This is a genomic window from Mycobacterium hainanense, from assembly GCF_041890355.1.
GTDB lineage: Bacteria > Actinomycetota > Actinomycetes > Mycobacteriales > Mycobacteriaceae > Mycobacterium > Mycobacterium hainanense.
The window spans coordinates 4,304,994-4,330,903 of record NZ_CP169059.1; the positions used below are offsets into that span (position 1 = coordinate 4,304,994).

General features: G+C 67.4%; 28 protein-coding genes, 1 other RNA gene and 1 pseudogene. 13 read left to right on the forward strand and 17 right to left on the reverse strand.

The window, feature by feature from the left end; translation table 11 throughout:
- Window positions 1-50 precede the first annotated feature (50 nt).
- The gene (locus tag ACEL92_RS20110; protein ID WP_374022422.1) at window positions 51-521 is read right to left on the reverse strand and encodes a CAP domain-containing protein; all 471 of its coding nucleotides are present in this window, start codon (window positions 519-521) and stop codon (window positions 51-53) included.
- 121 nt (window positions 522-642) lie between these two features.
- Between ACEL92_RS20110 and ACEL92_RS20115 the strand changes: the two genes are divergently transcribed.
- Together ACEL92_RS20115 and ACEL92_RS20120 are read left to right on the forward strand one after the other, a co-directional pair.
- A complete protein-coding gene (locus ACEL92_RS20115; RefSeq protein WP_374022423.1) occupies window positions 643-1,386 on the forward strand; it encodes an N-acetylmuramoyl-L-alanine amidase in 744 nt (247 codons plus the stop codon).
- 94 nt (window positions 1,387-1,480) lie between these two features.
- Complete coding sequence (locus tag ACEL92_RS20120; protein ID WP_374022424.1) at window positions 1,481-2,242, forward strand: C39 family peptidase; 762 nt, start codon at window positions 1,481-1,483, stop codon at window positions 2,240-2,242.
- Here the strand turns inward: ACEL92_RS20120 and ACEL92_RS20125 are convergent.
- Complete coding sequence (locus tag ACEL92_RS20125; protein ID WP_374022425.1) at window positions 2,239-2,463, reverse strand: hypothetical protein; 225 nt, start codon at window positions 2,461-2,463, stop codon at window positions 2,239-2,241. The genes ACEL92_RS20120 and ACEL92_RS20125 overlap by 4 nt on opposite strands.
- Before the next feature lie 732 nt (window positions 2,464-3,195).
- Between ACEL92_RS20125 and ACEL92_RS20130 the strand changes: the two genes are divergently transcribed.
- Together ACEL92_RS20130 and ACEL92_RS20135 are read left to right on the forward strand one after the other, a co-directional pair.
- Window positions 3,196-3,663, forward strand: a complete 468-nt coding sequence (locus ACEL92_RS20130) for a glucose-6-phosphate dehydrogenase (RefSeq protein ID WP_374026299.1) — start codon at window positions 3,196-3,198, stop codon at window positions 3,661-3,663.
- Window positions 3,664-3,766: 103 nt separating this feature from the next.
- On the forward strand, window positions 3,767-3,970 hold the full coding sequence (locus ACEL92_RS20135; protein WP_374022426.1) for a hypothetical protein: 204 nt from the start codon (window positions 3,767-3,769) through the stop codon (window positions 3,968-3,970).
- 47 nt (window positions 3,971-4,017) lie between these two features.
- Here the strand turns inward: ACEL92_RS20135 and ACEL92_RS20140 are convergent, their stop codons facing one another.
- The 12 genes from ACEL92_RS20140 to prfB all read right to left on the reverse strand — a co-directional run bounded on the left by ACEL92_RS20140 (window position 4,018) and on the right by prfB (window position 14,214).
- Window positions 4,018-4,662 (reverse strand): cutinase family protein, encoded by a 645-nt coding sequence (locus tag ACEL92_RS20140; RefSeq protein ID WP_374022427.1) that lies wholly within the window; start codon window positions 4,660-4,662, stop codon window positions 4,018-4,020.
- Between the two features lie 324 nt (window positions 4,663-4,986).
- Window positions 4,987-5,354, reverse strand: a transfer-messenger RNA (tmRNA) gene (gene ssrA / locus ACEL92_RS20145).
- A gap of 91 nt (window positions 5,355-5,445) precedes the next feature.
- Window positions 5,446-6,291: a maleylpyruvate isomerase family mycothiol-dependent enzyme gene (locus ACEL92_RS20150; protein ID WP_374022428.1), complete on the reverse strand. Its 846-nt coding sequence runs from the start codon at window positions 6,289-6,291 to the stop codon at window positions 5,446-5,448.
- A gap of 18 nt (window positions 6,292-6,309) precedes the next feature.
- A complete protein-coding gene (locus ACEL92_RS20155) occupies window positions 6,310-7,344 on the reverse strand; it encodes a tetratricopeptide repeat protein (RefSeq protein WP_374022429.1) in 1,035 nt (344 codons plus the stop codon).
- A 6-nt stretch (window positions 7,345-7,350) separates the two neighbouring features.
- On the reverse strand, window positions 7,351-8,598 hold the full coding sequence (locus ACEL92_RS20160) for an AAA family ATPase (RefSeq protein ID WP_374022430.1): 1,248 nt from the start codon (window positions 8,596-8,598) through the stop codon (window positions 7,351-7,353).
- Between the two features lie 55 nt (window positions 8,599-8,653).
- Window positions 8,654-9,403, reverse strand: coding sequence for an EamA family transporter (locus ACEL92_RS20165; RefSeq protein WP_374026300.1), 750 nt, complete (start codon window positions 9,401-9,403; stop codon window positions 8,654-8,656).
- Between the two features lie 92 nt (window positions 9,404-9,495).
- Window positions 9,496-10,005 (reverse strand): SsrA-binding protein SmpB, encoded by a 510-nt coding sequence (gene smpB, locus ACEL92_RS20170; RefSeq protein WP_374022431.1) that lies wholly within the window; start codon window positions 10,003-10,005, stop codon window positions 9,496-9,498.
- Between the two features lie 2 nt (window positions 10,006-10,007).
- Window positions 10,008-10,901, reverse strand: a complete 894-nt coding sequence (gene ftsX, locus ACEL92_RS20175; protein ID WP_374022432.1) for a permease-like cell division protein FtsX — start codon at window positions 10,899-10,901, stop codon at window positions 10,008-10,010.
- A complete protein-coding gene (gene ftsE, locus ACEL92_RS20180) occupies window positions 10,902-11,591 on the reverse strand; it encodes a cell division ATP-binding protein FtsE (protein ID WP_067756999.1) in 690 nt (229 codons plus the stop codon).
- A gap of 43 nt (window positions 11,592-11,634) precedes the next feature.
- Window positions 11,635-12,126 carry a hypothetical protein gene (locus ACEL92_RS20185; RefSeq protein WP_374022433.1) on the reverse strand — a complete coding sequence of 164 codons (492 nt, stop codon included), beginning with the start codon at window positions 12,124-12,126 and terminating at the stop codon, window positions 11,635-11,637.
- Window positions 12,123-13,118: a mechanosensitive ion channel family protein gene (locus tag ACEL92_RS20190; protein WP_374022434.1), complete on the reverse strand. Its 996-nt coding sequence runs from the start codon at window positions 13,116-13,118 to the stop codon at window positions 12,123-12,125. Before ACEL92_RS20190 ends, ACEL92_RS20185 begins: the two co-directional genes overlap by 4 nt.
- Window positions 13,108-14,214 (reverse strand): peptide chain release factor 2, encoded by a 1,107-nt coding sequence (gene prfB / locus ACEL92_RS20195; protein ID WP_374022435.1) that lies wholly within the window; start codon window positions 14,212-14,214, stop codon window positions 13,108-13,110. Before prfB ends, ACEL92_RS20190 begins: the two co-directional genes overlap by 11 nt.
- Window positions 14,215-14,377: 163 nt before the next feature.
- On the opposite strand from prfB, the gene ACEL92_RS20200 reads away from it, so the two are divergent.
- On the forward strand, window positions 14,378-15,745 hold the full coding sequence (locus ACEL92_RS20200) for an FAD-dependent oxidoreductase (RefSeq protein ID WP_374022436.1): 1,368 nt from the start codon (window positions 14,378-14,380) through the stop codon (window positions 15,743-15,745).
- Between the two features lie 15 nt (window positions 15,746-15,760).
- On the opposite strand, the gene ACEL92_RS20205 is transcribed toward ACEL92_RS20200, so the two are convergent.
- The gene (locus ACEL92_RS20205) at window positions 15,761-16,090 is read right to left on the reverse strand and encodes a hypothetical protein (protein WP_374022437.1); all 330 of its coding nucleotides are present in this window, start codon (window positions 16,088-16,090) and stop codon (window positions 15,761-15,763) included.
- A gap of 33 nt (window positions 16,091-16,123) precedes the next feature.
- On the opposite strand from ACEL92_RS20205, the gene ACEL92_RS20210 reads away from it, so the two are divergent.
- The 5 genes from ACEL92_RS20210 (at window position 16,124) to ACEL92_RS20230 (ending at window position 21,784) form a co-directional block, all read left to right on the forward strand.
- Window positions 16,124-16,912 (forward strand): inositol monophosphatase family protein, encoded by a 789-nt coding sequence (locus ACEL92_RS20210; RefSeq protein WP_374022438.1) that lies wholly within the window; start codon window positions 16,124-16,126, stop codon window positions 16,910-16,912.
- A gap of 85 nt (window positions 16,913-16,997) precedes the next feature.
- Window positions 16,998-18,404: an acyl-CoA dehydrogenase family protein gene (locus ACEL92_RS20215; protein WP_374022439.1), complete on the forward strand. Its 1,407-nt coding sequence runs from the start codon at window positions 16,998-17,000 to the stop codon at window positions 18,402-18,404.
- A gap of 43 nt (window positions 18,405-18,447) precedes the next feature.
- A complete protein-coding gene (locus ACEL92_RS20220; protein ID WP_374022440.1) occupies window positions 18,448-19,653 on the forward strand; it encodes an acyl-CoA dehydrogenase family protein in 1,206 nt (401 codons plus the stop codon).
- Between the two features lie 138 nt (window positions 19,654-19,791).
- Window positions 19,792-20,790, forward strand: coding sequence for an acryloyl-CoA reductase (locus ACEL92_RS20225; protein WP_374022441.1), 999 nt, complete (start codon window positions 19,792-19,794; stop codon window positions 20,788-20,790).
- Window positions 20,791-20,812: 22 nt separating this feature from the next.
- Window positions 20,813-21,784: an NADPH:quinone oxidoreductase family protein gene (locus ACEL92_RS20230; protein ID WP_374022442.1), complete on the forward strand. Its 972-nt coding sequence runs from the start codon at window positions 20,813-20,815 to the stop codon at window positions 21,782-21,784.
- 68 nt (window positions 21,785-21,852) lie between these two features.
- Here ACEL92_RS20230 and ACEL92_RS20235 read toward each other — a convergent pair whose 3' ends face one another.
- Both ACEL92_RS20235 and ACEL92_RS20240 read right to left on the reverse strand, forming a co-directional pair.
- Window positions 21,853-22,500 (reverse strand): TetR/AcrR family transcriptional regulator, encoded by a 648-nt coding sequence (locus tag ACEL92_RS20235; RefSeq protein WP_374022443.1) that lies wholly within the window; start codon window positions 22,498-22,500, stop codon window positions 21,853-21,855.
- Complete coding sequence (locus ACEL92_RS20240; protein WP_374022444.1) at window positions 22,497-23,348, reverse strand: oxidoreductase; 852 nt, start codon at window positions 23,346-23,348, stop codon at window positions 22,497-22,499. Before ACEL92_RS20240 ends, ACEL92_RS20235 begins: the two co-directional genes overlap by 4 nt.
- A 68-nt stretch (window positions 23,349-23,416) precedes the next feature.
- On the opposite strand from ACEL92_RS20240, the pseudogene ACEL92_RS20245 reads away from it, so the two are divergent.
- The 3 genes and pseudogenes from ACEL92_RS20245 to ACEL92_RS20255 all read left to right on the forward strand — a co-directional run.
- A pseudogene (locus ACEL92_RS20245) lies at window positions 23,417-23,815 on the forward strand (alpha/beta hydrolase); the annotation flags it as partial.
- Entirely contained in the window at window positions 23,812-25,017 is a 1,206-nt protein-coding gene (locus ACEL92_RS20250; RefSeq protein ID WP_374022445.1) for a CaiB/BaiF CoA transferase family protein, read from the forward strand. The pseudogene ACEL92_RS20245 and the gene ACEL92_RS20250, both read left to right, overlap by 4 nt.
- Window positions 25,014-25,910, forward strand: coding sequence for a hydroxymethylglutaryl-CoA lyase (locus ACEL92_RS20255; protein WP_374022446.1), 897 nt, complete (start codon window positions 25,014-25,016; stop codon window positions 25,908-25,910). The genes ACEL92_RS20250 and ACEL92_RS20255 overlap by 4 nt, the downstream gene beginning before the upstream one ends.

Here is a 25,910-nt window from a genome sequence, read left to right on the forward strand (position 1 = left end):
ACGCCTGCAAGTCAACAACTCTCATGGCCGCGCAGCCACGCCGGACGGTTTCAGGCGGCGAAGTCGCCGACGACGGTCATCTTGTTGCCGTCGGAGGCGGTGGCGAAGCCGGCTGCGGTGTAGGCGCAGTTCAAAATGATCGCCCGGTGTGGGGGGCTTTGCATCCACAGGTCGAGCGCTTGATTGGGGTTCGCAGCGGACCCGGTGCCCCAGAAGACGACCTCACCGCTGTAGGGGGTGCGGTAGCCCGCGTCCGTGATACGCGTCTGCGGCGAAGAGCCGTCCGAACCGATGTGGCCGTTCACCCCGTTTCTCAGCATGTCGTTGGCGTGCCGCTGCGCCGCATCCGTCAGACGCGGGTCCTGGCCGATCGGCCCGCAGGCTTGGCGAAGCCGGTTCACGCCGCTGTACAGCGCCGCCCCCGATCCGTCTGCGCGGGCGGCGATGTCAACGGTCCCGGGAGCCGTTGCGAACAAGGCGCCGAGCGAGAACACTGCGGCAACCTTGACTTTCCTCGTCATGTTGCCTCTTGCCACACCATGTCTTTCGGGCTGCGGCAAGCGAGCGTTACCGTCCCGTGACCATGGCACGTCGCCGCGATCACGGCGTTCCGCGGCCCCGCTCCCCGTAACGTGGTCAGGCGTGTGTGAGCCCGCATCGAGCCGGCCGGCCGTTGTCAGCCGCCGCCAGATGCTGGGACTGGCCGGCTGCGTCGGGGCGGCGGCCGTGGTCGGCACCCGCCCGAAGCCTTCACCAACGGCCGCCACGTCGACGGCAGACGCCCGCCTGGCCGCTGCGAGTTCGGCCCTGTTGCTGTGCCGGGACGCCTGGGGCGCCCGGCCGGCCCGCCCCGGGGGCAGGCGTCACACCATCACCCGAATGACCCTGCACCACGAGGCCGTAACCCTCGGTGACAACCGCAACGCCCCCGGCCACCTGCGCCAGGACCAGCGCTACCACCAGGACGAACACGGATGGATCGACATCGCCTATCACGTCGGCGTCGACCGCAACGGCAACATCTACGAATTGCGGAGCACCGAGCTCGCGGGCGACACCGCGACGGACTACGACACAGTGGGCCATTTCCTGGTCCTCTGCGAGGGTGACTTCGACCAAGAGGCCGTGCCCGAGGCGCAGCTTCTCGGAGCGGCTCGCGCGTTCGCATGGGCCGCCCAGACATTTCGTGTCGCGACCACCACGCTGGCGGGCCATCGGGACCTCGCGTCAACCTCCTGCCCGGGCGCGAACCTGTATGCGCACCTGTCGTCGGGCGACCTCAAACGCCGCATCGATGACCTGCTGGCCGCGGGCGGAGTGGACCTGCAGCGGTTCTGCGGACCCGACGCGGCGGCAAGAGTCGCGGCGATCGAGGCCGGTGGCTGAGCTTCGCCGGCTCGTCTCATTGTGCTGCGTCGGTTTGCTGAAGGTGTTACGTTGCTGACCCAATCGGTAGGCCGATTGCTCTTTGCGAGGCAACATGTCCGACTCTCGGATCAAGGGCGCACTGCCCACCGCCCTGGCGGTCGCCTGCATCGGTATGGCCAGCGTGTCGGCCCTATCGGGGTGCGCCGGGGCGTCACCGACGGTAGGCGCGACGGCGACGTCAGCTATCGCCGGCGCCGGCCGGACCGATGCCGACTCCCCGGGGGTCAGGGCGGTTGCCCGCGGCGTGTACGGCGATCCGGATGCGGCCGCCGAGTTCTGGCAGCAGCAGTCGTATGAGGACAACTGCGGGCTGGCTTCCGTGGCCGACGTGGTCGGGGAGGTCACCGGCCACTCCCCGACCGAGCGGCAGATCATCAAGCTGGCACAGCACACGCCGTCGTCGGTCCGCGACGGCCCGATTTACGCCCCCACCGGCGACCCGGCTCACGACGGCCCCGACGGCGGCATCGACATGGCCGACACGGTCGTGCTGCTCGACCACTACGGCATCAAATCGCACATGACCTACGACAAGCACCCCGAAGAGGTCGGTCTGTCGTCGCTCGAGCAGTATCTCGCCGCCAACCGCAAGGTCATCGCGTGGGTCAACTCCGGAACCATCTTGAACTCCGACGACCAGCGCACGTCGGCCGATCATTTGCTGGTCGTCACCGGGATCGACACCAATAAGGACGTCGTCCACCTCAACGACCCCTACGCCGATCACGCCAACACGAAGGTCAGCATCGGCACGTTCATGACGGCGTGGAAGATCGGGCAGGAATCGATCGTCGTGACCGCGCCGTCAGGCTAACGCCTCGTCACTGTGTGTTGCCCGGTCCCACCGTTTTCGTCGGGGTCGCAGAACTCGTCGGGGTCACGGGGCTCGTAGTGCTCGTTGAGCTCGGCGGGGTGGTCGAGCTCGTAGGCTTCGTCGGGCTCGTCGGGCTCGTAGGGCTTGTGGGACTCGTCGGGCTCGTCGGCGTCGTGGGAGTCGTGGGCGTGGTACTCGCAAGGCCCGGGCCGTCGCCGCACCAATCGGCCACATCTTTCGGGTACTGCTCGATCGGCGGAGGACAGCGCTGCCCCGGCGGGAAATTGGCGCCGGCGTTGAGCAGATCGCAGGGCACGTAGACCTGCTTGCCCTTCGGAGTGTTGGTCAGGCACTTCGTCGGCGGCTCACCATGGGCCGCGACGGGAATGGTGGCCGCCGCCACCAACGCGCCGAGCACCCAAGCAAGACGACGATCGATCATAAGAGCTCCTCACTCCGGCTGCGAACGTTCCTCGCCAGAGTTGACTGGTGGTAAGCACAGCAAACGCGCCGAGAACGCTCACTTGATGGACGTGCTCGGGCGTGCACAACGTGACACCCTAACCACTCCGACAAGTCTCTTGACGCAGTCGCGGCGCGCACCCAGTCTGCCACTGCGAGCAGCACAAACTGTTGTGGAGCTGCCTTGGAGCGCCGGGCGGCCGCGCGACGTTGGGTCTGCGATGTCGATTCGGACGCCACAACCTCGTTCTGCTGTGCGGAGGTTCGCGCCGGTTGTGTCGGGCAAGGTAGCCCGTGTGCCCACCGATGTGCCAGAGGTGCGAGGAGCTGGACATGACGACACCGGACGAGGACGAGAAGCGGAACTTTCGGGCCAGGTGCGTGGCTGACGGGTGGGCGATCGAAGCGGCGCCGCGGCCGCAAAGTTCCCGGTGCTCACCGGACCGTACGGGCGCACAATTGAGGTGTCGGTCCAAAACCTGGGAGCTGCGATGACCGAGCAACTGCACGACTTCTTCGGCGAGATTTTCCAGCGGTTCTTCAGACTCGCCATCGACGCATATCCGCGGACGGGTGGAGCACTCGTCGACAGGTTATTCGCTCTGTCTGACGACGTTCCCGACAGATTGACACAGACCCGGTGCGCCGCGACGGCATGGGCCAAAGCCGAGACGGCCAACGCCCTGATCACCTCGGAACTGTTCGTGATCACCCAGCACGGGCTGATGTATGCCGCGGGGTTGAACCAGTCGCACCGGGAGCTGTATTACCTGGCCACCCCGCCCGCATTGTTCGATCCGTTCGTCGATCAGGTCGACACCGCCGAACTGCATGAGAGCGCGGTTGTCGCGGTGGACAGCCGGTTGGGCCGCGACCTCACGTCCGCACATCCGATGGACGCCGCCCTGCGCCGGATACTCGATGAGCACCTGGCGCTGCGGGTGGATCTGACCGTGTGACCGTGCGCTCAGGCTCAACGCATGTCCTGATCGGCCTGGCTGTTCGCTCAACCGACGGCTTTGCCGTTACCCACGGCCGTTACCCACGACGATAGGTGGCTGCATGACCGACGATGACGGCTGGATCGACGAGATCGAGCAGCAGATAGAGCGGTATTTGGAGGACAATTTCCCGGACGGCCTGCACATCCCCGCCGAGGTCAGCGAGGACGAGAAAGTGCAGGCGGTTCAAGAGCAGCTCAGCGAGGCCGGCTTTAACTGTCCCGACGACACGGCCCGCGAAATCGTGCGCAGACTGGACAAGTAGCCACTTGGGTTCACCGGAGCGCATCGGCGGACACGACCGATTCGGCTCTACAGGCGGCCCGCGGCGAATGTCGCTGCCTGATTTGTCATTCCCGACTGAATGTACTGACCATGTGGCGCCATGCTCACACCGCGCGTGCAAATCGGATCCCCGGGCATGCACATGTCGATTGTTTTCGCGACGTAAAGCGGGCCAATGGTGGGAAGCGCGCCGGCTGTCATTGCCCGCACGAATGTGCCCGATGCCGACGGATTTCCGAAGACAGCGACGGCGGCGACATGATCGGCGACCCCGGGTGGCATCTGCGTGGTGATTACGTCGACCACGGCCGCACCCTGGGAGTACCCACCGAGGACCATCCTGGTGTTGGGACAGTTTGCCGCCATGGACTCGGCATGAGCGCTCGCGTCGTTGGCACCGGCAGCGATGGAACTACGGAAATTGTTGGTGGCAGGGTAGTTGACCGGATAGACGCTGACAGTCCTCCGTCCTACCTGCGAACGCAGGGAATCAACAAAAGACTGTCCGACCCCTCCGACGCCAGGAGGCTCAGTCGTGCCCCGGGCGAACACCACGTCGACGTCGGAGCAGGGAGCCGCGGTGGCGGATGGCAGGGACGAGGCAGCGGTCAGTAGCGCCCAAGATGCAACGACAGCCGCACCGAGCAGACCAGAAATCGGATGTGCGGTCACGGCCCGCATAAGCATGTTGTCGCTTCGAAGGGAGTTTGGGAACGACCCTTTGGGCCGCCCTAATGGCCCGGGCGCGCCGGTCCGACGATGAAAGCTCATGGTGGTTGCCCTTGGTGTGGTCGCGGCCCGGTCGGCAGCTCTCACAGTTGGGAGCAACGGGGCGGGTCCCAGGGGACACTTTTTCCGCAGCCGTGTCAGTGTCGTGCACGTAGGCTCCACCCCGCGTGTTGCCGCGCCGAATGGCGCCCCAGGGTGAGCTCAGGCGATCGATGTTGACGAAAAGAAGACTGGCCAGACCCTAGGCGGCTCTGACCAGCCAGTTTCCAGTGGAGCTGCCGGGAATCGAACCCGGGTCCTACGGCATTCCCTCAAGGCTTCTCCGTGCGCAGTTCGCTATGCCTCTACTCGGATCTCCTGGTCACGCGAACCAGCCAGGATGACGATCCCAGTCGCTGTTGGTGTCCCGATGAGTCCCGCGACCGAACTCATCGGTTGATCCCTCTAGCTGACGCCAGGCTCCGGGTCGAGGGCTTTCCCGGTCTGACGGACTAGCTGTCGCTTAGGCAGCGAGAGCGTAGTCGCGCTGATGTGAATCGGCGCTTAATTGGTTGCAACGACGCTTACGGTGGTCTCTTGCCTGCACCGGCACGCTTCCCTTGATTCGATGCGCGAAGTCGAAACCGTTCAGCCCCTCGCATCCCCGCCGATTTTCGGCAGGACAATCTATGGTACGCGGTCGTCAACGCGGGGCAACGAAGTTATCTTCCCGGTCCGTGGCCGGGATCAGATCACGAAATTCAGATGCTCGACGACCTGGGCGGCTACGTCCTGGTCGCCGCCGAGGTCGACGGATTGCGACCGCGCGCGGCACATGGGCCTCCCGCCGGCCAGCCGGGTGAACTGCAGGCCGTCCAGCCGGATCGTCACGGTCGGCTCTTGGCCGCCGAAGTCGTCGACCAACTGGGCCCGGCCGTCGACGCTGACGCGGATGCTGCGGGACAGCGGCCCGGTCAGTTCGAACAACACCCGCGAGCCGTCGGGCGCCTTCGCCCGCTTGCCCACCACGTAGCCCATCGTGGCGGCGATCTCGTCGAGGGACAGTTCCGCGGCGGGCCCATCGAGCTGATCAGCGGACGACGGCCACCGCAGCGCCTCGCGAATGTCCTGCTCGTGCATCCAGCAGTCGAACACCCGGACGCGCATGAACCGCCCGTAGCTCTCCGGGCCCACCGGCGTCACCGTCACGGCGTCCCAGTCCTCGGCGGACATGCCCGTCAGCGCCGCCCGCCGGTCGCCGGTGACGTCCTTGAACCGCTTGAGCACGTCCCCGCCCGCTTCCGTGCTCAGGTAACGCACCCAGCACTCGTTCATCGCGCCGATGTCGTTGCGGACATGCTCGAGCGTCGAGACGTCGATGTCGGGTTGCGGCGCGGGGACGCCCGCGAGGAACGATTCGGTACCGATCATGTGCGCCACCAACGCCTTGACGTCCCAGCCGGGCAGCGGGCTGGCCGCCTCCCACTCCGCTTCCGGCAACCCGTCCAGCAGCGCGGTGATGTCGTCCCACACGGCGAACAGACCGGCGAGAACTTCGGATTTGTCAAGCTTGGTGACAGGGCGATCGGCCATGGTCGGATCGTAGGCCGATCATTTACCGATGAAGAGTCCGATCCGAATAATGATCAGGGCGATGACGGCCAGCAATCCGCCCACGGCGATCATTGCCGGGGGTCCGGGGTAGACGGTGACCCACGCTCCCGCCGCGATCGCGACCAGCGCGTGGATGGCGCGGGCCGCGGAGAAATGCTGCTTACGCAGAACCGACAGCAGCACGCCGCGCGGGATCGCGCGCAGCAACCACCACAGCACGGCGATCAAGGCGGCGGTGACCAAACCCACGACCACTCTCGCCACCGCGGTCGGACGCCCATCGTTGTACGCCCCGGCCGTGATGGCGAGCAAGACACTGACCAGACCGGCGCCGATTGTCACGCCCGTGAGTACCTTTCGCAGCACCACGCCGATGTTTCTGCGAGCGAGGTTCGCCAGGGCCGGGTCGCGTCCCGCGGCGACAAGGAAACCGTGCAGGGCGCGACCGAACTTGTGGCTATCCAACCGGTGAACGGCCAAATCGTTGAGCGCTTCGGCGTTGCCGGGATCCAGCTGCAGGGCCTGCCGATAGGCAGCGTCGGATTCGGCGACCCGGCCGAGCCGGTACAGGATGTAGCCACGCAGAATCAACGCATCGACGCTGTGGGATTCGAGCTGCAACGCCCTGTCGACCACGAACAACGCCGAGGAAAATTGACGCGACGCCGCGAGCAGCGTCGCGTAAACCCGATGCTGCTCAGCCTGATTCGGGTGAGCCGTTACCCCGCGCCACGCCATCCAGAGTGCGTCGTAGGTGCGGCCGAGGCCATACAGGGCGAGGGCATACACCCGCATGGCGAACTCATGCTGCGGCGCCGTTGACAGAGCGCTGTATGCGCTCCACGCGGCGACCCAATGGTTTTCGAGCGCGTGTTCGGCCGCGGCATTGAGGGCCAACAGGTCCGGATCGTTGGGGTTCTGCGACAACGCAGAGCGGGTGACATCTTGTGCCCGCTGGTAATTCTTGGTCGCGTAGTACGCGCGGGCGAGCTGCAGGGCGCTGTCGGCTCGAACGCTGGGCTCCGACGTCATCGAGGGTCACCGAAACTTCTTGCGCCGCAGATACTTCGCCAACTCGTCGTAGGTGCCGTCACCGTTGGCGAATTCGACGACGTTGCGGGCCGTCTCGAACCACGGCCCGGTGCTGGGAACGATCTGGGCGAGGGCGTTGTCGATATCGGCCATCAGCACCGGCCGCACCTGGCCGCTGCGCATCGAATCCGCCATCGCCAGCTGCGTCGCGATCTCGCACACATAGGCCAGGTCCGCGCCGGAGAAGCTTTCGGTGCGGTTGGCGATCGTCTTGAGGTCGATACCGGAAACGGGCCGATCCTGCAGGTGCGAACGCACGATGCCCGCTCGGGCCCCGACGTCAGGGAGGCCCACAAAGATCATCCGGTCGAAGCGGCCGGGGCGCCTCAACGCCGGGTCGACATCCCAGGGCGCATTGGTGGCGCCGAGCACGTACACGCCGTCGTTGACCGAACCCGCCGAGTCCATCTCTTCTAGCAGCGTGTTCACCACCGGGCGCATCCCCGAGCTACCGCTCAAGGCGGAACGCCGATGTCCCAGCGCGTCGACCTCGTCGAAGAACAGCACGCAGGGCGCGTTGCGCCGGGCGGTGTCAAAGACCGCCCGGATGCTGCGTTCACTGTCGCCGAACCAGTGGTGCAGAACGTCGGCGATTCCCACCTGGTAGAAGTTCGCACCCAGCTCGCCCGATACGGCTTTGGCGATGAATGTCTTGCCGCAGCCTGGCGGGCCGTAGAGCAGCAGCCCGCCGCGCGCGGTCACCTTGTACGCCTTCATCAGCTCGGGGTTTCGGATCGGCCCGAGCAGCGAAAGCTCCAACTGGCGTTTGACGTCGTCCATGCCGGCGACGTCGTCCAGTCCGACGCGGACGCGTTGCACGACGTCGAAGTCGTCCTCGTTGACGGCGTCCGGGGGCCGGTCGACGAACGCGGGCTCGATGATGTCGGCGACTTCGCGTTCGGCGCTCGACCAGTCGAACGACCCATTGTCGGCTGAGGGTTCGTCGGCCGACGCCGAACCCTCCGACGGCGGCGCCCCCAACGCGGCGGTGCACCGCTGCAGCAGGCTCAGCGCCTGGGCGTTGCCCGGTTGCTGCGTGAGCGCGGTACTGCAGTGACTCAGCGCCTCGGCGTAGCGCCCTTTGTCCGTGAGCAAACCGGCGAGGTGCAGCCTCAACTCGATCACGTCGGGGCTGCGCTCCACCGCGCCCGACAGCTCCCGGATGACCGGGTCCTCGGTATCGGATGCCCCCACCGTCGTCTCCCCGCGTATGAGTGCTGGCAGCCCAATACTAAGGGGGCCGCGACCGTCAGCTGGCGGCGATCATGGCCACGGAACCCATGGCCATCACCATGCCGAACCCCTGCCAGCGCGTCAGCCGCTCGCGCAGCACGACCATCGCCAGCACGACCGTGGCCGCCGGATAGAGGGAGATCAGGATGCTGGCCAGCGAGAGCAACCAGGTGTGCAGGGCCAGCAGCATGGTCACGTTGGCGCAGATGTCCAGGACGGCCACGGCCAACGCCAGCTTCAACGGTTTCCCGCGCGGTGCCCGCAGGTTGTTGCTGGCCGCGGCCATCACGAAGATCACCACAGTGGCCGCGAGCCGGGCGAACACCAGCGGCCACAGTTTGCACGCGTGCGGCGCCTGGTGCAGAAACACCAGGTTCAGCCCCATCGCCGAACCAGCCAGCAGCGTGAGCCACGCCACTTTCGGGGTGAATCGATACGGCGTGACGCCTTGGGCGGTGGCCTCGCGGCTCACCAGCATGACCGCGATCAGCGCCAACACGACGCCCACCGAGGCCCCTGGCCCCGGCCGCTCCCCCAGCGCCACTCCGACCGCGACCGGCACCGCCGCGTTGAGCACCGCCGCCAGCGGTGAGACGACGGAGATCGGCCCGGCGCCCAGGGCGGCGAAGAACGCCCACATGCCGACCGCCATTCCGACGCCGTAGAGACAACCCCAGAAGACGGCGCCGCGCGAGATCGGCCCGCCCACGGCGAGGGCCAACCCGCCCAGCAAGAACGTCTCGACCGGATAGACCACCAGCATCACGCGCAGCGCGGCGACCCGTCGAGCGGCTACGCCGCCCACGAAATCGCTGACGCCGTAGGTAACGGCCGACAGCTGCGCGTAAGCGGCCCCGATCAGTTCATGCCCTTGGCTCGGCGACCCAGTTCACGGACCACTTCGCGCTGGGCATCGCGGCGGGCCATGTCCTGACGCTTGTCGTGCGCTCGCTTGCCGCGCGCTAACGCGAGCTCGACCTTGACCTTTCCTTCGGAAAAATACAGAGACATCGGCACGAGGGCGAGGTTACCATCTCGTATCTTTCCGACCAGACGGTCGATTTGTTGCCTATGTAACAACAACTTTCGATTGCGACGTGGCTCATGGTTGGTCCAGCTACCGTGCTGATACTCGGGAATGTACAAGTTGCGCAGCCACACTTCGCCGTCGTCGACGGTTGCGAACGCGTCCGCCAGGGAGGCGTGGCCCTCGCGCAGGCTCTTCACCTCGGTGCCCTGTAAAGCCACCCCGGCCTCGAACTCTTCGAGGATCGAATAGTTGTGCCGCGCTTTGCGATTGGTGGCGATGATTTGTTTGCTGCCACGCTTGCCGCCCGCCCCCTTGGCCCGGCCGGGATCTTTCGCCACAGTTACCGCCGGATGTAGAGACGCAGCGTGGCGTAGGAAGTCAGGCCGGCGATCGACACGCCGAGCAGGAACAGCCACGGCGAGATGTAGAGGATGTCGGCGTAGTCAACCTTGGCGATCAGATGCGCTTGGTAGAACTGGCTCAGCGCGTTGTCCAAAAACCACGCCCGCACCAGAACCAGTCCGACGATCGCGATGGCGACACCGATGGCCGCGGCCACCATGGCCTCCACCAGGAACGGCAGTTGGGTATACCAGCGGCTGGCGCCGACCAACCGCATGATCTGGATCTCCGTGCGCCGCGTGTGGGCGGCGACCTGGACCATGTTGGCAATCAGCAGGACCGCCCCGATGGCCTGCACCAGGGCGACGGCGAACGCGGCGTCGCGTAAACCGTCCAGGACGGCGAATAGCCGGTCTATCAAGTCCTTTTCGTTGAGGATGCTGCGCACCCCGGGCTGGCCCTGCATCGCGGCGTCGAACTCCGCGTGCTGCTCGGGGTTGTTGAGCTTGACGATGAACGACGCGGGAAATGACTCCTTGCCCGCTACGTCCTTGAACTCCGGGAACTTCTTGATCGCGTCATTGTAGGCGTCCTGCCGATTGACGAAACGCACCGATTTGACGTCTTGGCGCGCATCGATCTTGTCCCGCAGCGCTTTACACGGGCCGGACCCGCACGTCGCGTCGTTGGCGGAGATGTCGTCGGTGAGGAACACCTGCGTCTCCACGCGGTCGAGATAGATCTCCCGCGAGTTGTCGGCCAACCGCACCACCAGCAGACCGCCACCGAACAGGCCGATCGAGATGGCCGTGGTGAGGATCATCGCGGCCGTCATCGTGACGTTGCGACGGAGCCCGGTCAGGACCTCGTTGAACAGGAAGCCAAAGCGCACTTAGCGGTCCATCCCATAGATGCCCCGCTGCTCGTCGCGAACCAGCCGCCCCAGAGACAACTCCACGACGCGCTGACGCATCGAGTCGACGATGTGGTGGTCGTGCGTCGCCATCAGCACCGTCGTACCCGTGCGGTTGATCCGCTCCAACAAATCCATGATGTCCTTACTGGTGTCTGGGTCGAGATTGCCAGTCGGCTCGTCGGCCAGCAGAACCAGGGGCCGGTTGACGTACGCGCGCGCGATCGCCACGCGTTGCTGCTCGCCGCCGGACAACTCGTGGGGCAGCCGGTTCGCTTTGCCGGACAGGCCGACCGTTTCGAGCACCTCGGGCACCACCCGGTTGATCGCGTCGGCCCGGCGACCGATCACTTCCAGCGCGAAGGCGACGTTCTCGTACACGGTCTTCTGCTGCAACAGGCGGAAGTCCTGGAACACGGTTCCGATCACCTGGCGCAGCTTCGGAATGTGGCGACCGCGCAGCTTGTTGACGTGGAACTTCGACACCCGGATGTCACCGCTGGTGGGGTTCTCCTCGCCGAGCAGCAGCCGCATGAACGTCGACTTACCGGAACCCGACGGGCCGATCAGGAAGACGAACTCACCCTTGTCGATTTTGACGTTGACGTCCTCTAACGCCGGGCGGGCCGACGCTTTGTACTTCTTGCTGACATGGTCAAGGGTGATCATCACGGCACGCCAGTGTAGCCGTGAATTTCGCTGGCAAGCCAAGTCAACTGGCCGGCGGCGGCGAACTGGGCGCCGGTCCGGGTCCCGGCTGCGGTAGCTGAGGCGGCGATGTGGGCGTGCTCGTGCTGGGCGGGCAGAAGGGCGGCGGCAGCAGGCACGGCAGCTGCGGGAACGGCGGTGGCGCCGTGGTCGTGGTCGTGGTCGTCGTCACGGGCGGCGGTGGCGGTGGTGGCGGTGGCGGCGTGCTCGTCGGGGTCGGCGTGTAGGTGACGACCGGCGGCTGCTGCACGCGACTGCGCGGCACCCAGGTGTAGTTGGGGTCGGGGACGAAACCGGGCGGCACCACCTGCTGGGCCGGCGGCTTGGGCGCCGGTTCGGGGCGGTAGGTGTCGTAGACCCACCACACGACGAAGAAGGCGACGATCAGCACGAGGGTCGACGTGCGGACTCGCCCGCCGAGCATGTATTTCGGCCAGCGACGATCCGCATCCGAGTCTTCGCTGCGCTTTTCGAAGAGGCTCAGGGTGAATTTCAACGCTTCTGCACCGCACTTTGAACGTCGTCGTCGATTCGCTTCTCGGCCGCCTGGGCCGCCGGGACCGACGGGTCTTCGACCAGGCCCACCGTCGCGTCCGCGGCGGTCATGATGCCGGCGCGGGCCAGCGCCCGGATGACCAGGACGCGCAGCTGCCGGCCGGCCTCGAACTGCTTGCCGGGCAGCGTCCGGGCCACCAGACGCAAGGTGACGGTGTCGACCTCGATGCTCTCCACGCCCATCACGGTGGGCGCGTCCAACAGCAACTCACCCAGCACCGGGTTGTCCATCGCGCGGTCGCATTCCTGGTGCAGGACCTCGTAGACCCGGTTCAGGTCGGTGCTGGTGGACACCGGGATGTCCACCACGGCGCGGGCCCAGTCCTTGGACAGGTTGACCACCTTGACGATCTGCCCGTTGGGGATGGTCAACACCTCGCCATCCGGTGAGCGCAGCCGCGTCACCCGCAGGGTCACGTTCTCGACGGTGCCGCTGGCTTCGGTGGAGGAGACGACGGTGAGGGTGACCAGGTCCCCGAAGCCGTACTGGCGCTCCGCCAAGATGAAGAAGCCGGACAACAGGTCCCGCACCAGCTGCTGCGCGCCGAAACCCAGGGCGGCCCCGACCACGGTGGCCGGCGCGACCAGTCCCCCGACCGAGAACTGCAGCACGTCGGCGATCTGCATGATGACCCAGATGCTGATGAGGACCACCGACACCCAGGAGATCACCGAGGCCATCGCCTGGCGGTGCTTGGTGGCCTCGGAGCGCACCAGCGCGTCGCTCTCGGCGAATCCCATGTTGAGCTGACGGGTGACCTGCTGCGCCACCCAGTTCACGAACCGGGCCGCCAGCACCGCCACGATCAGCACCATCACGATGCGCAGGCCGCGGGTGATGATCCATTGCCCGATCTGGCCGCGCCAGAAGTCGTGCCAGCCCAGCGCCTTTAGCGAGGCGGTCGAGGCAAGAAGAGTTGTGTTAGTCGTCATCTTTTCGGTTGCGCCACCGGATTCCCGCTTCCAGGAATCCGTCGATGTCTCCGTCCAGGACGGCGGCCGGATTGCCGACCTCGTACTCGGTCCGCAGGTCCTTGACCATCTGATACGGGTGCAGTACGTAGGAGCGCATCTGGTTGCCCCACGAACTGCCGCCTTCGCCCTTCAACGCGTCCAGTTCAGCGCGTTCTTCGGAACGCTTGCGCTCCAACAACTTTGCCTGAAGCACCCGCATCGCTGAGATCTTGTTCTGCAGCTGCGATTTTTCGTTCTGGCAAGTTACGACGATACCCGTTGGGATGTGGGTTAAACGAACGGCCGAGTCGGTGGTGTTCACCGATTGGCCGCCCGGCCCGCTGGAGCGGTAAACATCAACGCGCACATCGCCTTCCGGGATGTCGATGTGGTCTGTGGTGTCCACCACGGGCAGCACCTCGACTTCGGCGAATGAGGTCTGGCGTCGATTCTGGTTGTCGAAGGGACTGATCCGCACCAGCCGATGGGTGCCCTGCTCGACGGACAACGTGCCGTAGGCGAACGGGGCGTGCACGGCGAACGTCGCGCTCTTGATGCCGGCCTCTTCGGCGTAGGAGGTGTCGAACACTTCGACGGGGTACTTGTGCTGCTCGGCCCACCGGATGTACATCCGCATCAGCATCTCGGCCCAGTCGGCCGCGTCCACGCCGCCGGCGCCCGACCGGATGGTGACCAGCGCCTCCCGCTCGTCGTACTCGCCCGAAAGCAGCGTGCGCACCTCGGTGGCCTCTATATCGGCGCGCAGCGCCTTCAGCTCGGCGTCCGCCTCGGCCAGCGCGTCGGCGGCGCCCTCTTCGGCCGCCAGCTCGTAGAGCACCGGCAGGTCGTCGAGGCGCCCGCGCAGTTCCTCGATCCGGCGCAGTTCCCCCTGCGCATGGGACAACTGGCTGGTCACCCGCTGCGCGTTGGCCTGGTCGTCCCACAGTTGAGGATCGGACGCCTCGTGTTCGAGCTTCTCGATGCGGCTGCGCAGACCGTCCACGTCGAGCACCCGCTCCACCGTGGTCAGGGTGGAGTCAAGGGCGGCGATGTCGGCTTGACGGTCGGGTTCCACAGCGGACAACGTTACCGGGACGCTCGAAGCGCTCCATCTCCCGGCGAGTGCTCGGGCCACGACCAGCGGTCATGCGTTTAGCATCGAGTCACGATCATGTGCACCCCGCGCCGCGCGCCGACAGCCCCCCGCGCGCTAACCGGGCACGAATAGAAGGTCGAGTATGCGCCCATACCACGTTGCCATCGTCGGCTCCGGACCGTCCGGGTTCTTCGCCGCGTCCTCCCTACTCAAAGCGGCCGACGCCACCGAAGACATCGAGGTAGCCGTCGACATGCTGGAGATGCTGCCGACCCCCTGGGGACTGGTGCGCTCAGGCGTCGCGCCCGACCACCCGAAGATCAAGTCGATCAGCAGGCAATTCGAAAAGACGGCCGCAGATCCCCGCTTCAGGTTTTTCGGCAATGTGGTCGTCGGCGAGCACGTGCAGCCGGGCGAGTTGTCCGAGCGCTACGACGCGGTGATCTACGCCGTCGGCGCGCAATCCGACCGGTCGCTGAAGATCCCCGGCGAGGACCTGCCCGGCAGCATGGCCGCGGTGGAATTCGTGGGCTGGTACAACGCGCACCCGCACTTCCAAGATCCCGGCCCGGACCTGTCGGGTGCCCGGGCCGTCGTCGTCGGCAACGGCAACGTCGCCCTCGACGTCGCCCGCATCCTGGTGACCGATCCCGACGTGCTCGCACGCACCGACATCGCCGACCACGCCCTGGAGTCCCTGCGGCCGTGTGGTGTGGAGGAAGTGGTGATCATCGGGCGGCGCGGGCCGCTGCAGACCGCGTTCACCACGCTGGAGTTGCGTGAGCTGGCCGATCTGGAAGGGGTCGACGTGATCGTCGATCCCGCCCAGCTGGAGGGCATCACCGCGGAGGACGAGGCCGCCGCGGACAAGACGACCAAGCTGAACATCAAGGTGTTGCGCGATTACGCCACGCGCGCGCCGCGGCCCGGTCATCGTCGGATCGTGTTCCGGTTCATGACGTCGCCGATCGAGATCAAGGGCGACGGCAAAGTGGAGAGCATCGTGCTCGGCCGCAACGAACTGGTCACCGACGACGACGGCCGGGTGTCCGCCAAGGACACCGGCGAGCGCGAGGAACTGCCGGTCCAGCTGGTGGTGCGGTCGGTCGGCTACCGAGGTATGCCCACGCCCGGGCTTCCGTTCGACGAGAAGACCGCGACCATCCCCAACACCGCCGGGCGGGTGGAGGGTAGCCGCAACGAATACGTCGCCGGATGGATCAAGCGTGGGCCGACCGGCGTCATCGGCACCAACAAGAAGGACTCCCAGGACACCGTCGACACGCTGATCGCCGATCTGAATCGCGCGAAGGAAACGGGTCTGCCGGACTTCCCCGACGACCACGCCGCTCAGCTGGCCGACTGGCTGGCGGAACGCCAGCCCAAGCTGGTCACCTCCGCGCACTGGGAGATCATCGACCGCTATGAGCGCGCCGCCGGGGAGCCGCACGGGCGCCCGCGCGTCAAGCTACCCAACCTGGCCGAGCTGCTGCGGATCAGCCACGGCTGATCAGGAACGCGTCCGCTAAACCGGAGGCGGCTCGGACGGCGCGAACTTCCAGTTGTCCGGATTTTTCGGCGAATACACCACCGGAAACAACTGGCCCATCGTCGGCCAATGTTGGACGTCGACGGCCATGCGCTGATACACCGCGTGCTCGCTGACCGTCGGCCCGTTGATCACCCCGGCGATGGTGACGAATTGCTCGCCGGTGGCGTCCGGTCGCGGGCTCACCCCGGTCACCAGCAGCGTGCCGTTCACGAGGTCCCCACGTGGGCCGCGCGGTCCGAACCGCTGAGCCAGAGCGACCGCCAAGACGGCCAGCAGCAGGAACAGGACTCCGAATTCCCACACTCCGCCATCGTAGGGCCGTGATAGGACTGCGTCATGAGCCGGGACGATCTTACGCTGGCACTCACGCTGGCCGACGGCGCGGACGCGCTTACCTCCGCCCGCTTTGGCGCGCTGGATCTGCGCATTGAAACCAAGCCCGACCTGACCCCGGTCACCGACGCCGACCGCTCGGTGGAAACCGAGCTGCGCGAGGTGCTCGGGCGGGAACGGCCGCAGGACAGCATTCTCGGCGAGGAGTTCGGGGGCACCACCACTTTCACCGGGCGGCAGTGGGTCATCGACCCCATCGACGGCACCAAGAACTTCGTGCGCGGCGTGCCGGTGTGGGCCAGTCTGATCGCGTTGCTCGAAGACGGGGTGCCGGTGGTCGGGGTTGTCAGCGCGCCGGCGCTGCAGCGCCGGTGGTGGGCGGCTCGCGGACTGGGCGCGTTCGTCGCGGTCGGCGGGGCACCGCCGCGACCACTATCGGTTTCCTCTGTGGCGCAACTCGATTCGGCCAGCCTGTCCTTTTCCAGCCTGTCCGGCTGGGCCGAGCACGGTCTGCGGGACCGCTTCATCGGGCTGACCGACGCGGTGTGGCGGGTGCGCGCCTTCGGCGACTTCCTGTCCTATTGCCTGGTGGCCGAGGGGGCCGTCGACATCGCCGCCGAACCCGAGGTGTCGGTGTGGGACCTCGCCGCCCTCGACGTCCTGGTGCGCGAAGCGGGCGGAACGATGACCGGGCTCGACGGCGTCGCGGGGCCGCACCGCGGCAGCGCCGTGGCGACCAACGGGCCACTGCAACAACTCGTCCTGGGCGCCCTCGGCGCCGGCGGTCTGTGAATTAGTTAACAAGTGTTCTCTGTGATCTTACTCCGGAGTAAGATAGCCTTGTTCGCACTGCCCCAACTACTTACAGGCTGCCGACATGACCGACAAAGGTTCCGGTTCAAAAACTTCTCAATCCGCCCGCTCGGGTCGTAAACGCAAAGACCATCAGAGCGCGGTCGGGCTGCAACACCACAAGCGCACGGGCGTCGACATCGCCATCGCGCTGCTCACCCCGCTCATGGGCCAGGAATTCCTGGACAAATACCGGCTGCGCGATCCGGTCAACCGGGGGCTGCAATACGGCACGAAGACCGTCTTCTCCACCGCGGCCGCGGCCTCGCGGCAGTTCAAGCGGCTGCAGAATGTGCGCAGCGGGCCGACCCGGCTGAAGTCGAGCGGGAAGGACTACTTCGACCTGACGCCCGACGACGAACAGCAAATGATCGTCGAGACCCTCAACGAATTCGCCGAAGAGGTGTTGCGGCCCGCGGCGCCCGACGCCGACGAGGCGGCGACCTACCCGGCCGACCTGATCGCCAAGGCGGCCGAGTTGGGCATCACCGCGATCAACATCCCCGAGGACTTCGACGGCATCGCCGCCCACCGGTCGAGTGTGACCAACGTGCTGGTGGCCGAGGCACTCGCCTACGGCGACATGGGACTCGCCTTGCCGATCCTGGCCCCGGGCGGCGTGGCCGCCGCGCTGACGCACTGGGGCAGCGCCGACCAGCAGGCCACCTATCTGCACGAGTTCGCCGGTGAGAACGTCCCCCAGGCCTGCGTCGCCATCGCCGAGCCACAACCGCTGTTCGACCCGACCCAGCTCAAGACGACCGCGGTGCGCACACCCAGCGGCTACCGCCTCGACGGCGTGAAGTCGTTGGTCCCGGCCGCGGCCGACGCCGAGCTGTTCATCGTCGGCGCCCAACTGGACGGCAAGCCGGCGCTGTTCATCGTCGAATCGTCGACGAAAGGCCTTACGGTCAAGGCGGATCCGAGCATGGGCATCCGCGCGGCAGCCCTGGGCCACGTGGAGCTCTCCGGCGTCACGGTGCCGCTGAGCGCGCGGCTCGGTGAGGACGAAGCGACCGACGACGACTATTCGGAGGCCCTCGCGCTGTCCCGGCTGGGCTGGGCGGCGCTGGCGGTCGGCACTTCGCACGCGGTGCTCGACTACGTGGTGCCCTACGTGAAGGAGCGCGAGGCCTTCGGCGAGCCGATCGCCCACCGGCAGGCCGTCGCCTTCATGTGCGCCAACATCGCGATCGAGCTGGACGGCCTGCGGCTGATCACCTGGCGGGGCGCCGCCCGCGCCGAGCAGGGCCTGCCCTTCATCCGCGAGGCGGCGCTGGCCAAGCGGCTGGGCGCCGACAAGGGCATGCAGATCGGCCTGGACGGCGTGCAGCTGCTCGGCGGCCACGGCTTCACGAAAGAACACCCCGTCGAACGCTGGTACCGCGACCTGCGGGCCATCGGCGTGGCCGAGGGCGTCGTAGTTATCTAGGTCGTTATCTAAGTCGTCATCAACTCAAGCCGAAAGACCAACCATGGCAATCAATTTGGAACTGCCCCGCAAGTTGCAGGCGGTGGCCGTCAAGACCCACCAGGGCGCCGCGGAGCTGATGCGGCCGATCGCCCGCAAGTACGACCTGAAGGAACACGCGTACCCGGTCGAACTCGACACGCTGTACAACCTGTTCGCGGGCGCCTCGGAGTCCATCGAATTCGCCGGGGCCGACAATCTGGGCGACGAGAACAAGGACAGGGACCAAAACCACAACGGCGCCAACATGGCGGCCCTGCTGCAGACCCTGGAGGCCTGCTGGGGCGACGTGGCGATGATGTTGTCGGTCCCCTACCAGGGCCTGGGCAACGCGGCCATCTCCGCGGTGGCCACCGAGGAACAGCTGGAACGCCTCGGCAAGGTGTGGGCGGCGATGGCCATCACCGAGCCGGGCTTCGGCTCCGACTCGGCGGCGGTGTCTACCACGGCCAAGCTGGACGGCGACGAGTACGTCATCAACGGCGAGAAGATCTTCGTCACCGCGGGCTCGCGTGCCACCCACATCGTGGTGTGGGCCACGCTGGACAAGTCGGCGGGCCGCGCCGCGATCAAGTCGTTCATCGTGCCGCGCGAGCACCCCGGAGTGACGGTCGAGCGGCTGGAAAAGAAACTCGGCATCAAGGGTTCCGACACCGCGGCGATCCGGTTCGACAATGTCCGCATTCCCAAGGACAACCTGCTGGGTAATCCGGAAATCGAGGTCGGCAAGGGCTTTTCGGGGGTGATGGAGACCTTCGACAACACCCGCCCGATCGTGGCCGCGATGGCCATCGGGGTCGGCCGCGCCGCGCTGGAGGAAATTCGCAAGATCCTCACCGAGGCCGGCGTGGACATCTCCTATGACAAGCCGTCGCACGCCCAGAGCGCCGCGGCCGCCGAGTTCCTGCGGATGGAGGCCGACTGGGAGGCCGCCTACCTGCTCGCGCTGCGCGCGGCGTGGCAGGCCGACAACAAGATCCCCAACTCCAAAGAGGCGTCGATGAGCAAGGCCAAGGCCGGCCGCATGGCCAGCGACGTCACCCTCAAGACCGTCGAATTGGCCGGAACCGCAGGCTATTCCGAGCAATCGATGCTGGAGAAGTGGGCGCGCGACTCCAAGATCCTGGACATCTTCGAGGGCACCCAGCAGATCCAGCAGTTGGTGGTCGCCCGCCGCTTGCTGGGCCTGTCGTCGGCCGAGCTCAAATAGGTCTTGTAGCCACCGTTTGCGCCGAACGTGCAACCCCTGCGACCGATCGGCGATTTTCTCGCACTGAGTGCACGTTGGGCGAGAACCACTCGGCGACCGGGTGGATAGGAATCCACCCGGTGAGGTTAGCGTCGGGACATGGACACGTTTCAAGCGCTCGTCGCCCGCGAAGATGGTGACCGGATAACCGCCTCGGTCGAGACCTTGAGCCCCTCCGACCTGCCACCCGGTGAGGTGACGATCCGGGTGCTCTATTCGAGTGTCAACTACAAGGACGCGCTGGCGTTAACCCCGGGCGGCGGCGTGGTGCGCAGCTACCCGGTGGTGCCCGGCATCGACCTGACCGGCGAGGTCGTCGAATCCGGGTCACCGGACTTCACCGTCGGCCAGCAGGTGCTGGCCCATGGATACCAGATCGGCACCGGCCACCACGGCGGCTACGCCGAATACGCGCGGCTGCCGGCCGACCAGGTCGTCGCGCTCGGCGCGCTGAGCCCGCACGAGGGCGCCGCGATCGGGACCGCCGGCTTCACCGCCGCCATGAGCGTGCAGGCGCTCATCGACTGGGGCATCGAACCCGGCGCCGGCTCGGTGGTCGTCACGGGCGCCTCCGGCGGCGTGGGCTCGGTCAGCGTGGACCTGTTGGCGGCCGCGGGCTACCGGGTGGTGGCCTCGACCGGCAAGGACGGGGCGGCCGGGCTGCTCAAAGAGCTTGGCGCCGCGGAGATTATCGGCCGGCTGCCCGAGGATCCCGATGCCAAGCCGCGGCCGTTGGCCAAGGCGCGCTGGGCGGGCGCCGTCGATTGCGTGGGCGGCGCGACGCTGGCCGACGTGCTCAGCGCCGTGGATTACGGCGGCGCGGTGGCCTGCAGTGGCCTGACCGGCGGTCCGGCGTTGCGCACCACGGTGATGCCGTTCATCCTGCGCGGCGTCGCGCTGCTGGGAATGGATTCGGTCCAGATGCCGATCGGCCGGCGCCGCAAACTGTGGGCGCTGGTGGGCGATTCGTTGCGGCCGCGTCACCTCGACTTGCTCACCAGCGACGTCGACATCAAGGACGTCGTCGAGGTGCTGGATCAGGTGCGCGCCGGCAAGTTCACCGGGCGGGCGGTGGTGCGGGTCGCCGGTGGATTTTGAGTCGGCAGTAGGCTGACCGACCATGCGTGCTGCGCGGGTGACTCGGCTGGACGGTCCGGACGCGATCGAGGTGGCGGAGATCGACGAACCGTCGGGTGACGGCGTCGTCGTCGAGGTGCACGCCGCCGGCGCCGCCTTCCCCGACGCGCTGCTCACCCGGGGCCTCTATCAGTACCGCCCCGAGCCGCCGTTCGTGCTGGGCGCCGAGATCGCCGGGGTGGTGCGCTCGGCGCCGGACGGCGCGCACGTGCGGGCCGGCGACCGGGTCGTCGGGCTGACCATGCTGTCCGGCGGCATGGCCGAAGTCGCGATCTTGCAACCCGACCGGGTGTTCAAGCTTCCCGACAACGTGAGCTTCGAGGCGGGCGCGGGGCTGCTGTTCAACGACCTGACGGTGTACTTCGCGCTGACGGTGCGGGGCCGGCTGGCCCACGGCGAGACGGTGCTGGTGCACGGCGCCGCCGGCGGCATCGGAACGTCGACGCTGCGACTGGCGTCGCTGCTCGGGGCGTCGCGCACCATCGCGGTGGTCAGCACGGAAGAGAAGGCGAACGTCGCGACGGCGGCCGGCGCCACCGACGTGGTGCTGGCCGACGGATTCAAGGACGCCGTCAAGGAGCTCACCGGCGGTCGCGGCGTCGACGTCGTGCTCGACCCGGTCGGCGGCGACCGCTTCACCGACTCGTTGCGCTCGCTCGCCCCGGGTGGGCGGCTGCTGGTCGTCGGCTTCACCGGCGGGGACATCCCGACTGTCAAGGTTAATCGGTTGCTGCTCAACAACATTGACGTGGTCGGCGTGGGCTGGGGCGCCTGGACGGCGACGCATCCGAACGCGCTGGCCGAACAGTGGGCCGGGCTCGAGAAGCTGCTCAGCTCGGGCGAGCTGGCCGCCCCCACCCCCGAGGTCTACCCCCTGGACGAAGCCGGCGCCGCGGTCGCGTCGCTGGAGAACCGCACCGCCAAGGGCAAGGTCGTGGTGCGCGTCCGCGACTGACGGGCCCGCGGCGGAAGCGACCGGCTTTGTGTGGGCCGCGGTTGTCCCGTTTCTCGAGAACCGAACCCTTAGGGAAGGGAGTCCATCGCCTCTGCAGCTGCGGGCTGGCGGTGCTCCCCTTTCTCCGTGGCGACACGTAGCCATATTTCGCTGCAGGTCTGTCGCGCTTTGGTCAGGCGGGTGGGTGACACTCGGGAAGCTTGATAAAAGTTACGTTCGATCATCCAACACAAAGCTTCAGCGATGGCCGCCGATTGGTCGGGCCGCTTACCGGCCGGCACGCCCATGTGCTCGAGGATCGCCGCGATCGCACAGATGAAGATGTCGGCTGTCTCTTGCCACAGCGCATCGAGTTCCGGGACGGTGGCCGCGAGGTCGATCGCCGTGCGCATGACGACGCCGTGCTCGCGCCACAGATCCTCGGTCCGTCTCATGGCGGTGTCGATCGCCGCCGCCCCGCTCGCGGCGTCCTGGGTTGCGGCGCGCGACTTTTCGTGCAGCACCGCGACGGTGCGGGCGAACAGCGCCGTGATGACGTCCTGCTTCGATCCGAAATAGAAGTAGAGCGCGCCCCGGGTGATGCCCGCGCGTTCGGCGATGTCGGCGATCGTCATCGCGTCATAACCGATGGTGGCCAAGAGCTCCTCGGCCGCGTCCAGGATCGCGGCCTGGCGGAGGTCGCCCTTGCGGGCTTCGCCCGATCGTCGCCGGGTCAACTGGCCGCAATCTGATGGCCGTCGGGGAAATCGGTGCTGCGCGACAAGGCTTCCCAGGCCGCGATGTCGGCGTCGACGGCGCCGCGTCCGGCGCGGACCAGCCGAAGCGCATCGGATCCGAGTACGAGGTGCCGGGGTGGCTCGGCCGCGTCGACGACGGTCAGGACGGCCGCGGCGGCCTTGGCCGGATCACCGAGCTGGTTGCCGTCGGCGCGCAGCCGTGCCCGCCGGATAGGCTCGAACACCGCGTCGTAGTCGTCGATGGCGCGTTCGGCGCGGACCATCGACCGGCCCGCCCAATCCGTCCGGAAGGACCCGGGTTCGATGGCGGTGACGTGTATCCCGAACCCGGCGACTTCCTTGCCGATGCTCTCCAGCAGGCCTTCGAGCGCGTACTTGCTGGCGCAGTACGCCGACAGGCCCGGTACCGTCATCAACCCGCCCATCGAGGTGACCGCCATGATGTGCCCGGCCCGTCGTTTGCGCATGTAGGGCAACACCGCCTGCACGGTGGCGGCGGCGCCGAACACGTTGGTCTCGAACTGCGCGCGCACCTCCGACAGTGGCGTCTCCTCGAAGACGCCCTCCAATCCGTACCCGGCGTTGGCGATCAGGACGTCGATGGGCCCGATCGATGCCTCGGCGTCGGCGACGGTGTCGATGACCGCCGCGTGGTCGGTGACATCGAGGATCCGGCCGTGCGCCTTGGCGCCCAAGGCTTCGAAAGGGCCCAGATCGCCGGTCTTGCGCACCGTCCCGAGGACGGTGTGGCCGGCTTGCAGCGCGCCGTGGGCGAAGGCCCGGCCGAGTCCGGTGCTGACACCGGTGATGAAGAACGTCTTCGGCATGACACGAGCCTACGGAGAAATCAACGCAGTGTCGACTTTTTTCTTCTATGTGTAGGTTATGCGGCCAGCTGGACCCGACCGTCGATCCCAGCGAACCCAGCCCGGGAACCTGCTACCTGGGGGATCCTCGAGTGGTGAACATGAGCCAGGTCGGATTGGCCCGCTTCTCCACGTCGCGCGGCCGGCGCTCGCATTGGAGTTACGATGACGCCCGCGGCGACGGGGTGGCCTGCGGGCCCGACATCGCGGGCCCGGCGTTGGTCATCGGTAATCTGGCGGACGACGTCTGCACAACCAGCCACACCCGACGGCTCTTCGACGCGATCGGGCACCCGGACAAGGAGATGCACGAAATCCCAAGCGCGACAAACGATTATGCGGGACCCGACCAGCACGGCAAGCCGCGTGCGGCCGTCGACGTCATCACCGACCGGCTGGTCCGTCACGACTTCGCGGAGGCGCGGTGACACCCACCGGACCGCTGGACGGCGTGCGGGTGCTCGAGTTGGGCACGCTGATCGCGGGCCCGTTCGCCGGCCGGCTGCTGGGCGACATGGGCGCCGACGTCATCAAGGTGGAACCCCCCGGCGCCACGGACCCGCTGCGCACCTGGGGTCAGGCCGAGGTCGACGGGGAGCATGTGTTCTGGACGGTGCACGCGCGCAACAAGCGAGCCATCACCCTCGACCTGCGCAAGCCCCGCGGCCGCGGGCTGTTCCTGGACCTGGTCGCCAAGTCCGACATCGTGGTGGAGAACTTCCGCCCCGGGACCCTGGAGAAATGGGACCTGGGTTACGACGTGCTCAGCGCCCGCAACGCGGGGCTCATCCTGGTGCGGGTGTCGGGCTACGGGCAGACGGGACCCGACGCGCACAAGGCCGGCTATGCCTCGGTGGCCGAGGCGGCGAGCGGCCTGCGCCACCTCAACGGCTTCCCCGGTGGGCCGCCGCCCCGGCTGGCGCTCTCGCTCGGCGACACCCTGGCCGGCATGTTCGGCGCCCAAGGCGCGCTGGCCGCGCTGTACCGCCGGGGCATCACCGGGCGGGGCCAGGTGGTGGATGTCGCGCTCACCGAATCATGTTTGGCCGTACAGGAATCCACCATCCCCGACTACGACGTCGCCGGCGTCGTGCGCGGACCGTCGGGCACGAGGCTCGACGGCATCGCGCCGTCCAACATCTACCGCAGCGCCGACGGCTCGTGGGTGGTGATCGCCGCCAACCAGGACACCGTCTTCGCCCGGCTGTGCAAGGCGATGGGCCGTCCGGAGCTGGCCAGCGACGACCGGTTCGCCACCCACGGCGCGCGCGGGCGCAACCAGGACGAGCTCGACGAGCTCATCGGCGCGTGGGCCGCGCAACGCCAGCCCGAAGAGATCATCGAAACCCTCAGCGCCGCGGGGGTGATCGCCGGTCCGATCAACACGGTCGCGGAGGTGGTCAAAGATCCGCAGCTGCGCGCCCGCGGCATGCTGGTCGAGCACTTCGATGAACGGATCGGGCGCAACGTCCTCGGTCCGGGCATCGTGCCGGTGCTCTCCGAATCGCCGGGCCGCCTGCGCAACGCCGGGCCCGCGCGGCCGGGCCAGCACAACGACGACGTCTACATCGGGCTGCTGGGCAGGACCGCCGAGGAGCTCGCGGAACTGCGCGCCGAGGAGGTGCTGTGAACACTCATGTGGCCATCCGCGAGGTGGCGCTGCGCGACGGCCTGCAGATCGAAACGCCGATCCCGTTGTCGGCCAAGCTCGAATTGCTGGCCGCGATCGCCGCGACCGGGGTCCGCGAGGTGGAGGCCACGGCGTTCGTCTCGCCGACGAAGGTGCCGTCGATGGCCGACGCCGCCGAGCTCGCCGCGCACCTGCGCGACTACCCCGACATCGAGTTCTCCGCGCTGGTGGCCAGTCCCAACGGGGCCAAGCGGGCGGTGGCCGCGGGCCTGCGCTCGATCGAGTACGTGGTGGCCGCCGACGACACGTTCAGCAAGGCCAACGTCGGCCGCACCAGGGCGCAGGCCACCGAGGCGATCGACGAGATCGTCGCGATCGCGCACGGCGCGGACGTCAAGGTCGAGGTGGTCATCGCCACCGCGTGGGATTCGCCGTTCGAGGGACCGACCCCGTCCGAGCGCGTGCTCGAGATCGCCGCGGCCGCCCGCGACCGGGGCGCCGACCGCCTATCGATCGCCGACACGATCGGCACCACCACGCCGGGCCGGGTGAGTTCGCTGATCGCCCAACTGCGTCCGGTGATCGGCGACCTGCCACTGGGCGGCCATTTCCACAACACCCGCGGCTGCGGGCTGGCCAGCGCGTACGCCGCGGTCGGCTCCGGGGTGAGGAGGCTGGACGCCTCGGTGGGCGGACTGGGCGGCTGCCCGTTCGCGCCCGGCGCCACCGGCAACATCGCCACCGAGGACCTGGTGTACCTGCTGGCCGACAGCGGCATCGGCGTGGACGTCGACCTGCAGGCCGCCATCGCGGCCGCCAAAGTCGCCCGATCGGTTGTGGGCCATGACCTGCCGAGCGCGCTGCTGCGCGCCGGCGACCGGATCCGGACCTGA

Excerpts from the sequence above, each read along its gene's own strand:
- ACEL92_RS20110 (WP_374022422.1), bottom strand. The coding sequence starts at position 521 with ATGACGAGGAAAGTCAAGGTTGCCGCAGTGTTCTCGCTCGGCGCCTTG.
- ACEL92_RS20120 (WP_374022424.1), top strand. The coding sequence starts at position 1,481 with ATGTCCGACTCTCGGATCAAGGGCGCACTGCCCACCGCCCTGGCGGTC.
- ACEL92_RS20130 (WP_374026299.1), top strand. The coding sequence starts at position 3,196 with ATGACCGAGCAACTGCACGACTTCTTCGGCGAGATTTTCCAGCGGTTC.
- ACEL92_RS20135 (WP_374022426.1), top strand. The coding sequence starts at position 3,767 with ATGACCGACGATGACGGCTGGATCGACGAGATCGAGCAGCAGATAGAG.
- ACEL92_RS20150 (WP_374022428.1), bottom strand. The coding sequence starts at position 6,291 with ATGGCCGATCGCCCTGTCACCAAGCTTGACAAATCCGAAGTTCTCGCC.
- ACEL92_RS20155 (WP_374022429.1), bottom strand. The coding sequence starts at position 7,344 with ATGACGTCGGAGCCCAGCGTTCGAGCCGACAGCGCCCTGCAGCTCGCC.
- ftsE (WP_067756999.1), bottom strand. The coding sequence starts at position 11,591 with ATGATCACCCTTGACCATGTCAGCAAGAAGTACAAAGCGTCGGCCCGC.
- ACEL92_RS20190 (WP_374022434.1), bottom strand. The coding sequence starts at position 13,118 with ATGACGACTAACACAACTCTTCTTGCCTCGACCGCCTCGCTAAAGGCG.
- ACEL92_RS20200 (WP_374022436.1), top strand. The coding sequence starts at position 14,378 with ATGCGCCCATACCACGTTGCCATCGTCGGCTCCGGACCGTCCGGGTTC.
- ACEL92_RS20210 (WP_374022438.1), top strand. The coding sequence starts at position 16,124 with ATGAGCCGGGACGATCTTACGCTGGCACTCACGCTGGCCGACGGCGCG.
- ACEL92_RS20215 (WP_374022439.1), top strand. The coding sequence starts at position 16,998 with ATGACCGACAAAGGTTCCGGTTCAAAAACTTCTCAATCCGCCCGCTCG.
- ACEL92_RS20220 (WP_374022440.1), top strand. The coding sequence starts at position 18,448 with ATGGCAATCAATTTGGAACTGCCCCGCAAGTTGCAGGCGGTGGCCGTC.
- ACEL92_RS20225 (WP_374022441.1), top strand. The coding sequence starts at position 19,792 with ATGGACACGTTTCAAGCGCTCGTCGCCCGCGAAGATGGTGACCGGATA.
- ACEL92_RS20230 (WP_374022442.1), top strand. The coding sequence starts at position 20,813 with ATGCGTGCTGCGCGGGTGACTCGGCTGGACGGTCCGGACGCGATCGAG.
- ACEL92_RS20240 (WP_374022444.1), bottom strand. The coding sequence starts at position 23,348 with ATGCCGAAGACGTTCTTCATCACCGGTGTCAGCACCGGACTCGGCCGG.